The sequence below is a fragment of the Sphingomonas yabuuchiae genome (genome assembly GCF_001477495.1).
Lineage (GTDB): Bacteria > Pseudomonadota > Alphaproteobacteria > Sphingomonadales > Sphingomonadaceae > Sphingomonas > Sphingomonas yabuuchiae_A.
This window is the reverse complement of record NZ_LDTF01000050.1, coordinates 38,131-51,119: the sequence shown is the minus strand read 5'-3', so window position 1 is coordinate 51,119 and position 12,989 is coordinate 38,131. Positions and strand designations below refer to the sequence as shown.

The 12,989-nt window shown below is 66.9% G+C and carries 7 protein-coding genes; all 7 read left to right on the top strand.

From position 1 onward, the window contains the following. A partial coding sequence (locus NS355_RS10385) for a sensor histidine kinase (protein WP_153008186.1) occupies positions 1 to 861 on the top strand: 861 nt, incomplete at its 5' end. A gap of 260 nt (positions 862 to 1,121) precedes the next feature. After that, a complete protein-coding gene (locus NS355_RS10380) occupies positions 1,122 to 2,753 on the top strand; it encodes a Na+/H+ antiporter (protein ID WP_058745645.1) in 1,632 nt (543 codons plus the stop codon). 80 nt (positions 2,754 to 2,833) lie between these two features. After that, the gene (locus NS355_RS10375; RefSeq protein WP_084787829.1) at positions 2,834 to 3,847 is read left to right on the top strand and encodes a DUF3667 domain-containing protein; all 1,014 of its coding nucleotides are present in this window, start codon (positions 2,834 to 2,836) and stop codon (positions 3,845 to 3,847) included. Positions 3,848 to 4,140: 293 nt separating this feature from the next. Next, positions 4,141 to 6,726, top strand: coding sequence for a beta-mannosidase (locus tag NS355_RS10370; RefSeq protein ID WP_058745643.1), 2,586 nt, complete (start codon positions 4,141 to 4,143; stop codon positions 6,724 to 6,726). Continuing rightward, positions 6,723 to 9,239: a glycoside hydrolase family 3 C-terminal domain-containing protein gene (locus tag NS355_RS10365; protein ID WP_058745642.1), complete on the top strand. Its 2,517-nt coding sequence runs from the start codon at positions 6,723 to 6,725 to the stop codon at positions 9,237 to 9,239. The genes NS355_RS10370 and NS355_RS10365 overlap by 4 nt, the downstream gene beginning before the upstream one ends. Then, a complete protein-coding gene (locus NS355_RS10360; protein ID WP_058745641.1) occupies positions 9,236 to 10,660 on the top strand; it encodes a glycoside hydrolase family 125 protein in 1,425 nt (474 codons plus the stop codon). The genes NS355_RS10365 and NS355_RS10360 overlap by 4 nt, the downstream gene beginning before the upstream one ends. After that, on the top strand, positions 10,657 to 12,969 hold the full coding sequence (locus tag NS355_RS10355) for a GH92 family glycosyl hydrolase (protein WP_058745640.1): 2,313 nt from the start codon (positions 10,657 to 10,659) through the stop codon (positions 12,967 to 12,969). Before NS355_RS10360 ends, NS355_RS10355 begins: the two co-directional genes overlap by 4 nt. Positions 12,970 to 12,989: the final 20 nt, after the last annotated feature.

The window sequence follows — 12,989 nt, the reverse complement described above, 5'->3', positions numbered from 1 at the left end:
GTGATCCCGACCCCGCCCGCCCTGCTTGACACCGGGCAGACGCAATTGCGCCATGAGGGCAAGAGCTGGCGGATCGAACGGGTGGCGGGCACCGGCCGTGCGCTGGCGATGCTGGTGGATATCGAGGCCGAACGTCGCGCGGCGGAAGCCCATGCCGACAACGAGATGATCGATATTCTCGGCCACGAGCTGCTTAACGGCCTGTCGCCGATCGTATCGCTGGCCGACAGCGCGCAGGTGGCGGCCGAACGGGGCGATGCGCGGCTACCGGCAATCCTGGCGACGCTGACCCGGCGGATCGAGGGGCTGGAACGCTTCACACGGGCGTATCGGATGCTCGCCAGGCTGCCCGATCCGGTGCGGGCCATGGTGGATATGGGAGAACTCGTCGGCGATCTCTCTCGTCTGTTCGCCGAGCGTTTCGGCGACCGGGTGACGCTGTCGGTCGACATGCCCGAGGCCGCGACCGGCTGGTGCGACCGCGACCAGATGACTCAAGGGCTATGGGCGCTGCTCCACAATGCGGCCGAAGCCGCCTTGGCCGGGACGGTCGACCCGGCGGTGACGCTGGCCGTCGCCGGGCAGGCGGACCGGCTGGTGATACGCGTATCGGACAGCGGCCAAGGCGTCCCCGCGCCCGAGCGGGCACGGATTTTCCGTCCCTTCCACACCACCAAGCCGGAGGGTTCGGGCATCGGCCTGACGCTGGCCCGCCGGATCGCGCAGGGACATGGCGGGGAACTGACCTTGCTGCCGGTGGCGGTGACGACGTTCGAGTGGGTCGTGCCGGACGTCAGCTTTCCGCGCCGGCAAGCGGAGGTGCCACCGCAAAGCGCCAGCGAAGGGATATCCCACTATTGAAACGGGGAGATCGCTCCACCGGCTTCGCTCGTCTCTGACATCCCGCCGATCATTCATCCAGCGCTTCAGCAACCCGCAAGGCCAAGCCGATGGATCGGCTCATAAAACCCGTTTAACGGGTTGAACGCCCCTCGCTCCGCATGTCATGCTGCGACCTCGCGCGATTCGCGTTGGCATTGCCCCTCGCCTTTCGCTGATATGCCGGTCGTGCCGCCTTGTCGCCATGGCCACTCCAACCGCTGCACCCGAAAGGTCCCCGATTGGACATCGTCACACTCAGCCTGTTCCTGCTTCTCGCCGTGGTGTTGAGCGGGGTCGTCTCCCGCCTCCTGCCCTCGGCCCTCCCCCGCCCGCTCGTCCAGATCGCCCTCGGCGCGGTGATCGGTGGCATCGCGCAGATCCGCGTCGAACTCGACCCCGAAATCTTCTTCCTGCTCTTCGTGCCGCCGCTCCTCTTCCTCGACGGCTGGCGCATTCCGAAGGACGAGCTGTTCCGCGACGCGGGTGCGATCCTGGGATTGGCGCTGGGGCTGGTATTCCTGACGGTGCTGGGCATGGGGCTGTTCATCCACTGGATGATCCCCGCCATGCCCTATGCGGTCGCCTTCGCGCTCGCCGCCGTGGTGTCGCCGACCGACCCGATTGCGGTGTCCGCCATCGCGCAGAAGGTGCCGATCCCCAAGCGCATGATGCACATATTGGAGGGGGAGTCGCTGCTGAACGACGCCTCGGGTCTGGTCTGTCTGCGCTTCGCGGTCGCCGCCGCGCTGACCGGGGCCTTTTCGCTGACCCATGCCGCGCTGACCTTCGCCTGGATGGCGGTGTCGGGAGTCGGTCTGGGCGTCGCCATCGCCTGGGGTACGATCACTGCCAAGAGCCTGTTCGCAAGGCGTTTCGGCGACGATAGCGGATCGAATATCCTGGTCAGTCTGCTGATCCCCTTCGCCGCCTATCTGGTCGCCGAGCATGTCGAGAGCTCGGGCGTGCTGGCGGCGGCGGCGGCGGGCATCGCCATGTCCTTCACCAACGTGTCGTCGGGGGTGAAGGCCGCGACCCGCATCCGGCGGCAGGCGGTGTGGGACATGCTGCAGTTCACGCTGAACGGCATCATCTTCGTGCTGCTGGGCGAGCAACTGCCGCAAGTCTTCGCGGGCGCGCGCGATACGGTGATGCTGACCGGGCATGACTCGTTGTGGTGGCTGGGCCTGTATGTGCTGGCGATCGTCGCGGGACTGGCGGCGCTTCGCTTCGCCTGGACCTGGGTCGCGCTGCGCCTGACCCTGTTCCGGCAGCGCGGGACTCCGGGCCGCACCAGCCCGCCGCGCCGGGTCATCACCGCCATGTCGGTGGCGGGTGCGCGCGGCGCGATCACGCTGGCGGGTGCGCTGACCCTGCCGCTGACGCTGGGGGACGGCACGCCTTTCCCGGCACGCGATCTGGTGATCTTCCTGGCGTGCGGCGTCATCCTGTCCTCGCTGGTCATCGCCAGCCTGACCCTGCCGCTGCTGCTGCGCGGCCTCGCCCTGCCCGTTCAGGACGGCATGAGCGAACTGGACCACACCCGCGTCGCCGCCGCCAAGGCCGCCATCGCCGAGTTGGAGCGGCTCCAGCACGAGATGGCCGAGGGTCGCGACGATGCCGACCAGTATGTCGAGATCGCCTCCCGCCTGATGGACGGCTATCGCAGCCGGATCGACACGCTGGAGGGCGATGTCGATCCCGATGCCAAGCGACTGGAGGATGTCGAAAGGCGGATGCGGCTGGCCGCGATCCGGGCCGAGCGGCGGGTCGTGTTCGACCTGCTCAACGCGCGCGCCATCGGGTCGGAGACCGCGCAGCGGCTGGGGCGCGAGCTCGATCTGGTCGATACCCGTCTGTCGGCGCAAAGCTGACGGCCTTCGATCTTTCGCCTTGCGTCGGGCGGCGAATTATCGTGTCTCGTCAATGGGGTTTGCATCGATAAGGGGATAAGATGCGGGGGGAAGAAATGCTGGGGGAAAAGGCGAAGGCCTGTCTGAACTGCGGCACGGCGCTGGTCGGCCATTACTGTCACGCCTGTGGCCAGTCGTCGCACATCCACCGCACCTTGGGCGCGTGGTGGCATGATTTCAGCCACGGTGTCCTGCATATCGAGGGGCAGGTGTGGCGGACGATGGCGATGCTGGTCGCCAAGCCCGGTGAACTGACCCGCCGCTATATCGCGGGCGAGCGACGGCGTTTCCTGTCCCCGCTGGCGCTTTATCTGTTCAGTGTCTTCCTCTTGTACATTGCCTATTCGGCCCTGGGGGGCTTCGCGACCTTCCATGCGCCCGGCACGCAGGAGGCCGCGACCGAACTGCGCGCCGAGGTCGCCAAGGTCGACCAGCGGATCGCGGTGATCGACCGCGATCGCGCCGCAGCCGTCGCCGCCAAACGTGACACCGCCCTGCTCGACAAGGAGCGGGCGGAACTGGTCGACCAGAAGCAAAGCATGGACTTCACCGCCAGAGCCATGACGCTGGGCGCTGGAAACCAAACCAGTTCCAGCCAGGATGAGCATCGGGAGCAGGTCATCACCGGCTGGAAATCGCTGGATGCCAAGATCGTCCATGCCATTCGCGATCCCGAATTCCTCCTCTTCAAGATGGAGGCGAACGGTTACAAATTCTCCTGGGCGCTGATCCTGCTGTCGATGCCGTTCATGCGCCTCTTCTTCCTGTGGAAGCGCGGGCTGGCGATGTTCGACCATGCGGTGTTCGTCACCTATTCGCTCAGCTTCGTCAGCCTGCTGATGGTGTCGATGATCCTGTGGACGAAGCTGGCGCATCTGCCGGGGGTGGCACTGCTGATGCTCGCCTTTCCCGTGCATCTCTTCCTCCAGATTCGCGGGGCCTATCGCCTGGGTCCGGTATCGGGTCTGCTGATGACGCTGGTCGTCTCGGTCATGGCGACAGTCGTTTTGCTGATCTGGATCATCGGCCTGCTGGCGTTGGGCATGGCGCATTGATCCGCCAATCCATTGCAGACGCAATGGGATAGACGATCGCACCAGAAAAGAGGTGGACGCCCCCCGTTCACCTCGCCATGATACCAAAACATACCATGAGAATACCGGCGCACGACAAGCCGGTGATGACGGGGGTGACGGATGGCGAGAAAGAGCCTGGCGCGATCGGGGACCTGCCCCGCTGTCGTCGCGCGTCCGCGCTATGCGCCCTTTTCTGGTCCAAGCCATAGTCCTGCATCCTGCACGCGGTCGGCCCGACCCGGCGCAGCGATGCCGCTTTCGGGGAAATCGCTGTGAAACATCGTCTCGGTCTGATCCTGGCCGCGCTCGCCCTGCCCTTCCCCGCCCTGGCCGCCCCGAAGACGGTGGCGACGCTCGACCGGTGGCAGGTGCGGATCGATCCGAAGGACGCCGCCGCCGCCAGCGCGCATCCCCAGGCGGCGAACTGGCTGGCCGCGACCGTGCCTGGCAGCGTGCAGCAGGACCTGATCGCCGCCAACATCGTGCCCGATCCCTATAAGGGTGCGAACGAGGCCCCGATCCAGTGGGCGGGCCTGACCGGGTGGCAGTATCGCACCAGTCTGGACGTGACACCGGAGATGCTGCGCCGCGATCACCTGGACCTGGTGTTCGACGGGCTCGACACCTTCGCGACCGTGACGGTCAATGGCCAGCGCCTGCTGTCGGCGGACAATGCGCACCGTCGCTGGCGCGCGGATGCCAAGCCGCTGCTGAAGGCGGGCGCGAACGAGATCGTCGTCACCTTCGCCTCGCCGATCAAGACGCTCCAGCCGATGGTGCTGGCCGAGAAGCATCCGCTGCCCGGCGAATATGACTCGCCCTATGGTGACGAGCCCAAGGGCGTTCAGACCTCGCCCTATATCCGCAAGCCGAAATACCAATATGGCTGGGACTGGGCGCCGCGGATCGTCGATATCGGTATCTGGCGTGCGGTCCGCCTGGAGGCGTGGGATGCCGCGCGGATCGACAATCTCCGCATCGAGCAGGAGGCGCTGACCGATGCCGAGGCGCGCATCCTCGCCCGTGCCTCGGTCGTCGCGGACCGCGCGCAGACGGGGCGGATGGACGTGACCGTTACCGGCCCCGACGGCAAGCGCATCCGGGTGCGCCGCGATGTCGCGCTCCAGCCGGGCGATAATGACGTGGTCGTCCCCGTCGCGATCACCAAACCGCAGCGCTGGCAGCCGGTCGGCTTCGGCGCGCATCCGCTCTATAGCGTGAACGCCGCGCTCGCCGGGGCCGATGCGATCGAGAAGCGTACCGGCCTGCGCACGGTCGAGCTGGTCCGCAAGGACGGCAGCTTCGGTCTGAAGATCAACGGCAATGTGATCTTCGCCAAAGGCACCAACGTCATTCCCTTCGACGCCTTCCCGTCGCGCGTCGCCGCCGCCACCGAGCGCCAGATGCTGGAAAAGGCGGTTGCGGCGAACATGAACATCGTCCGCATCTGGGGCGGCGGCTATTATCCCGAACACAGCTTCTACGACGCCGCCGACGAACTGGGCCTGATGGTCTGGCAGGACTTCATGTTCGGCGGCGCGGTCACGCCCCCCGACGCCAAGTTCCGCGAGAATGTTCGGGTCGAGGCCGAAGAACAGGTCGCGCGCCTGCAATCGCACCCCTCGCTGGTCATCTGGGCGGGCAACAACGAAGTGCTGTCGGGCTGGGAAAACTGGTCGGATCGCAAGGCATTCAAGAAGGCGGTCGGCCCCGACGAGCAGGAACGGATCGGAACCGGCATGGCCGTGCTGTTCGACCGCGTGCTGCGCGATGCGGTCATCAAGAATTCGCCCGGCATCCCCTATTGGCCGGGCTCGCCCTCGACCGATTATGAGGGGCCGACCGACACCGACAAGGACGGCGACCGCCATTTCTGGGACGTTTGGTCGGGCTCCAAGCCGGTCGAGCGCTATACCGACAGCTGCCCGCGCTTCATGTCGGAATATGGCTTCCAGGCTTTCCCGGACCTGTCGACCATCGCGACCTTCGCCGATCCGGCGGACTTCCGCATCGACAGCCCGGTGATGAAGGCGCACCAGAAGTTCCTGGCTGGCGAGGGCAATGAGCGCATCACCTTCTACCTGAAGCAGAATCTGCGCGACCCGCGCGATTTCGCCGATCTGGTCTATCTGTCCCAGGCAATGCAGGCGCGCGCCATCGGCTTGGCCGCGCGGCACCACCGCGCCTGCCGCCCGGTGACGCTGGGTTCGCTCTATTGGCAGCTCAACGACAGCTGGCCCGCGATCAGCTGGTCGAGCATCGATTGGACCGGCCATGACAAGATGCTCCAGCACGAGGTCCGCCGCTTCTTCGCGCCCCAGACCATCGTCGCGGAGACCAAGCCTGGCGCGACGCGGATCGCCTTGGTGTCCGACGCCACGACGCCCAAGCCGCTCGGCTGGCGCGTCACCGGCTATGGCATGGACGGCCGCAAGCTGGGCTCGCAAAGCGGCAGCGTGACCATGGCCGCCGCTTCCGCCAGCGATGTCGCGACGATCCCCGACGCGACGCTGTTCGCGGGTGCCGCGCCGGAAAGCAGCTACGGCGTCGCCGAACTATTTGACGGCGACAAGGTTGTCGCCCGCCAGATCATCGAGCGGAAGGTGCCGCGCGACATGCTCTACCCCGCGCCGGGCATCATCGCGCGCTGGGCGGGCAAGCAACTGACGCTGACCGCGCGCAATCTCGCGCGGCAGGTGCAGGTCAATTTCGGCACCACCGCCGCCGAACCGTCCGACGACGGTTTCGACCTGTTGCCTGGCGAGAGCATCACGCTCACCATTCAAAGCGACGCGGACGCCGCCACCCTGGCGCGCGAGCTCAAAATCTACACCCTCGGTCCGAAGGACGCCCAGTGATCCCGTTCCTCCTCCTCGCCGCCGCCGGTCAGGCCGCCACCCCCGCCCTTCCCCCGGAAGCGCAGAAGCTGACCGTCGCGCAAAAGGCGGCGCAGCTGGTCAACGAAGCCCCCGCCGAGCCCGCGCTGAACCTTCCCGCCTATGACTGGTGGAGCGAGGGACTGCACGGCATCGCGCGCAACGGGCCGTCGACCGTATTCCCGCAGGCGATGGGCATGGCCGCGACCTGGGACCCCACGCTGATCCAGAAGGTCGGCGATGTCGTCGCGGTCGAGGCACGCGCCAAGTTCAACTCGCAGCCGCTGAACGCCGATCGCGGCCTGTACCAGGGGCTGACCATCTGGTCGCCCAACATCAACATCTTCCGCGATCCGCGCTGGGGCCGGGGCCAGGAGACCTATGGTGAGGACCCGTTCCTCACCAGCCGCATCGGCATCGCCTTCGTGCGCGGCCTGCAAGGCCCGGACCTGAAGCATCCCAAGGTCATCGCGACCGTCAAGCATATGGCGGTCCATTCCGGTCCGGAGGGCGGGCGCGACAGCTTCGACGTGATGGTGTCCCCGCGCGATCTGGAGGCGACCTACCTCCCCGCCTTCCGCGCGACCGTGACCGAGGGCAAGGCGCTGTCGCTAATGTGCGCCTATAACGCGATCCACGGCACGCCGGTCTGCGCCAACCCGATGCTGCTGACCCAGCGGCTGCGCACCGACTGGGGCTTTAACGGCCTCGTCGTGTCGGACTGCGATGCAGTCGGCAATATCTGGATGTTCCACCATGCGCAGCCTGATGCACCGGCAGCGGCGGCGGCCGCCTTGCGCGCGGGTACCGACCTGAACTGCGGCACCGCCTATCGCTCGCTGCCCCAGGCGGTGGAGCGCGGCCTGATCACCGAGGGCGAGATCGACACCGCGCTGGCCCGCGCGCTGGCGGTGCGGCGGATGCTGACCGTGGACAGCCCCTGGAACCGGATCAAGGCAAGCGAGGTCGGCACCCCCGCCCACCGCGCGCTGGCGCTGGAGACGGCGCGCAAGGGCATCATCCTGCTCGACAACCCGAACGATATGCTGCCGCTGAAGGGCAAGAAGGTCGCCGTGTTCGGCGCCGACGCCGATGATCTGGGCGTGCTGGAGGGCAATTATCACGGCACCGCGATCAACCCCGTCACCCCGCTCGACGGCATCCGCGCGAAGTTCGGCCGCGATGTCCGCTATGCGCAGGGCTCGGTGCTGGCCGAGGGTGCGTTCGTCGGCGTGCCCGAAACCGCGCTGTCGGCGAACGGCAAGCCCGGCCTGACCGTCGAGACGATGGGTGCGAACGGCCAGTGGTCGGTCGCGGGTCAGGATCGCCGCATCGACTTCAACTATACCAAGACCGCACCCTTCCAGCGTCGCTGGACAGGTACGCTGACCCCGCCGGGGCCGGGCCAGTACAAGCTCCGCCTCGACGGCCCCGCCTGCTGGCACGCCTGCCCCGCGCATGACGCGGTGAAGCTCTACATCGACGACCAGCTGGTCGTGGACGATGTGATCGGCGGCAAGAAGCTGGAAACCACCATCGACGGCTCGGCCCCGCGCCGTATCCGGGTCGAGATCGACCATAAGGGCGGTGACGAAGGCCTGCGCCTGCAATGGCTGCCGCCCGCCGAAGCACTGACCGCCGAGGCGCTGAAGGTCGCCGGAACCGCCGATGTGCTGATCGCGGTCGTCGGCCTGTCGCCCGATCTGGAGGGCGAGGCACTGGGCGTCTCGGTCCCCGGCTTCGCAGGCGGCGACCGGACCGAGGTCGTCCTGCCCGAGCCGCAGCGCAAGCTGCTCGCCGCGCTCCAGGCGACCGGCAAGCCCGTGGTCGCGGTCATCATGTCTGGTTCGGCGGTGTCGCTGGGCGACTTCAAGCCCGCCGCGACGCTGGCCGCCTTCTATCCGGGCACCGAAGGCGGCACCGCGCTGGCCGAGATCCTCAGCGGTGACGTCAACCCGTCGGGCCGCCTGCCCGTCACCATCTACAGTTCGACCGCCGACCTGCCCGCCTTTGCCGATTACGGCATGAAGGAGCGCACCTATCGCTACTTCACCGGCAAGCCCGCCTGGGGCTTCGGACACGGCCTGAGCTATACGAAGTTCGATTATGGCCAGCCGACCGTCACCGCCAGCGTCGCGGTGGGCCAGCCGGTCGATGTCGCGGTGCAGCTGCGCAACATCGGCCAGCGCGCCGGAGAGGAAGTGACCCAGGCCTATCTGGTTCCGCCCGCCACCGACGAGAAGCTGGTGCTGACCGACCCCGTGCTGCAACGCCAGCTGGTCGGCTTCACCCGCGTCGCACTCAAGCCCGGTCAGGCGGGCACGGCGCGCTTCACCATCGATCCGCGCATGATGAGCCAGGTGTGGCGCGACGGCACCCGCCGCATCCTGCCCGGCACCTACAAGCTCTATATCGGCGGCGGCCAGCCGGGTGACGGCGCAGGCCAGTGGACCCAGTTCACCGTGACCGGCACCGCGCAGGACCTGCCGAAATGACCCCGAACCGTCGTGAACTGATCGCCGGGGGCGCGGCCCTCGCCGCCACCCCGGCCTTCGCCGCCGCGCCGTCGCTTATCAGCAAGCGCCCGCCCGTCGCTGAGCGCCGTTTCGCGTCGAAGGCGGTCGAGGCGGAGATCACCCGCATCTCGAAGATGATCGCCGATCCCGAACTCCGCTGGATGTTCGGCAACTGCTATCCCAACACGCTCGACACCACCGTGCTGTCGCTGGGCGAGGTGAACGGCAAGGCGGATGCCTTCGTCATCACGGGCGACATCCCCTGCCTGTGGCTGCGGGACTCGGCGGCGCAGCTGCGGCCCTATCTGCATCTGGTGAAGCGCGATCCGGCGCTGGGGCGGCTGTTCCGCGGGCTGATCGGGCGGCAGGCGCGGTCGATCCTAATCGACCCTTACGCCAATGCCTTCATGCAGGACCCGACCGCTAAGACCAACCTCAGCTGGGCGTTGAAGGACGATACCGAGATGAAGCCCGGCGTCGCCGAGCGGAAGTGGGAGATCGACTCGCTCTGCTACGCGATCCGGCTGGCGCATGACTATTGGCGTGAGACGGGCGACACGACGCCGTTCGATGCCGAGTGGAAAGCCTCGGCACGGGCCATCGTGAAGACCTTTCGCGAGCAGCAACGGAAAGAAGGCCCCGGTCCCTATCGCTTCCGCCGCTCCGCGCCCGAGCCGACCGAGACGCTGTATCGCGGCTATGGCCTGCCGACGCGGCCCAACGGCATGATCCATTCGGGCTTCCGCCCCTCGGACGATGCCTGTCTCTACGGCCAGTTCGTTCCTGCCAACCTATTCGCGATGACGACGCTGCGCGAGCTGGCGGCGCTGTCGAACGCGGTCGGCGAGCCCGCACTGGCGCAGGACGCCACCGCGCTGGCCGCCGAGGTGGAAGGCGCACTCAAGCAGTTCGGCACGATGACGCTGCCGAGCGGCGAGCGCGTCTGGGCCTATGAGGTCGACGGCTATGGCAATGCCGTCTTCATGGACGACGCCAATGTGCCGTCGCTGTCGGGCTTGGCCTATCTCCGCTGCGTCGATGTGGCCGATCCGCTGTGGCACCGGACGGTCGCGGCATGCTGGAGCAAGGCCAATCCCTGGTATTTCGAGGGCAAGGCGCTGACCGGTATCGGCGGTCCACATACCGGGCCGGGCCAGGTCTGGCCGATGTCGATCATCACCCGCGCGCTGACTTCGAGCGACCCTGCGCTGCTGCGGTCGAGCCTGTCGATGATCCGTGGGTCGCATGGCGGTACGGGCTTCATTCACGAAGGGGTCGATATCGACGATCCCGCCAAGTTCACACGCGACTGGTTCGCCTGGGCCAATGGCCTGTTCGGCGAGCTGGTCGTCCATGTCGCGGCCACCCGGCCGGAAGTATTGCGGGAGACGTTCGCATGATTTTGACCCGCCGCTCGCTCCTCGCCGGGACCGCGATCGCCAGCCTGCCGATCGGAAGCGTCGGCGCCGCCGTGCCGATGCCGGTCGCGCGTCCCAATCTGTTCGTCGGCACCGGCGGTGATGGCCATACCTATCCGGGCGCGGTGATGCCCTTCGGCATGGTGCAGCTCAGCCCCGATACCGATGTCGAGCGCTGGGATACCTGTTCGGGCTATCACCTTGGTGACGGCTCGATCATGGGGTTCAGCCATACGCATCTGTCGGGCACCGGCATCGGCGACATGCTCGACGTCCTAGTCGTGCCGACGCGCGGCGAGCTGAAGCTGGTGCCAGGGCCGCTGTCGGACCCCGATGCAGGGTATCGCCAGCGTTACTCGGACGAACAGGCGCAGCCTGGCTATTATCGGGTGAAGCTCGAATCCGGCGTGCTCGCCGAACTGACCGTCACCGAGCGGACCGGTTGGCATCGCTACACCTATCCCAAGGGGCCGGGCCATGTGCTGGTCGACCTGTCGCACCTCGTCCTTGACAAGAGCGACGCCAAGCCGCTCATTACCGACGCCGAACTGACCATCGAGCCCGACGGCACGATCACCGGCACCCGCCGCGTGTTCCGCTGGGCCAAGGGACGGCGCATCTTCTTTGCGATGCAGCTGTCGAAGAAGCCGACCCGCATCCAGCTTTACGGCGACGGCGACACGCCCGCGAACGGCACCGCCGTCAAGGGCAACCGCCTGAAGGCCGCGCTGTTCTTCGACGAACTCGGCGATGCGCCGCTGCTGATCCGCTGCGGCATCTCGGCGGTCGACGTGGCGGGCGCCAAGGCGAACCTGATGGCCGAGGCGAAGCATTGGGACTTCGACCGCACCCGCCGGGCGGCCATGACCCGCTGGGCTGAGGCGCTGGGCGGTGTCCGCGTCGAGGGCGGAACGTCGGACCAACAGGCGATCATGGCCTCCGCCAATTACCACACGCTCGTCGCACCGACGCTCTTCTCCGACGTGAACGGCCGCTATGTCGGGCTGGACGGAAAGGTGCACACCGCCCCCGCCGGGCAGTTCGCCTATAGCACCTTCTCCACCTGGGACACCTACCGGGCGCTCCACCCCTGGCTGATCCTGACCCAGCCCGCCCAGGCCAAGAAGCTGATCGACGATATCATCCGCCAGACGCAGCAAAGCGCCTATGGCCCGCCGGTCTGGACGCTGCAGGGCAAGGAGACGGGGATCATGATTGGCTGGCACGGCACGCCGATCATGGCCGAGGCGATGGTGAAGGGCATTCCCGCCGATTATGCCGCCGCCTGGCCCGGCATCGCCAAGCGCAGCTTCGACTTCTCCGCGCCCGACATGGACAATAGCAAGGGCCGCGACCTGTACGACTCCAAGGGCTATGTCCCCGCCGACGTCTGGTTCGAGAGCGTCAGCCGGACGCAGGAATATGCCTATGACGACTGGGCCGCGTCGCACATCGCGCGTCGCGTCGGCCAGACGGCGCAGGCCGACCGGCTGCTCAAGCGCTCGGGCAACTGGCGCAACGTCATCGATCCGTCGATCAATTTCGCGCGACCCCGGTTCAGCGACGGCAGCTGGTGGAAGGATTACGACCCCGTCCAGCTCGGCCATATGCCCAAGCCGTGGTGGCGCGATTATACCGAGGCGAATGGCTGGCAGGCGACGTTCCTCAACCAGCATGACGTCTATGGCCTGATCCGTCACATGGGCGGTGACGCCAAGTTCGAGGCGAAGCTGGATGAGTTGTTCAGTGCTCCGTCCACGCTGCCGAAGAACGCGCCGCCGGACATTTCCGGCCTGGTCGGCCAATATGCTCATGGCAATGAGCCGGACCAGCATGCGGCCTATCTCTACTCCTATGTCGGCGCGCCCTGGAAAACCCAGCGCATGGTCCGCCGCCTGCTGACCGAGATGTACAAGAACGCGCCCGACGGCATCATCGGCAATGACGATTGCGGCCAGATGAGCGCGTGGTTCCTGTTCTCCGCGCTTGGCTTCTATCCGGTCGATCCGGTCAGCGGTGCCTATGTCTTCGGCGGACCGCTGTTCGACCGGGCACAGCTGATGGTCGGCGGCAACAAGACGCTGGTCGTGGAGGCGAAGGGCAATGGCCCGGATACGCCTTATGTCCAATCGGTGACCTGGAACGGTCGCCCCTGGACGAAGAGCTGGATCGACCATGCCACCCTGGCGAAGGGCGGCACCCTGTCCTTCACCATGGGGGCTCAGCCCAATCCCGCCTTTGGCCGCGATCTTAAGGATCGCCCGCCGTCCTTCGACCACCAGCCCGCCTGATCCCTCCCGGAGCCGAATTG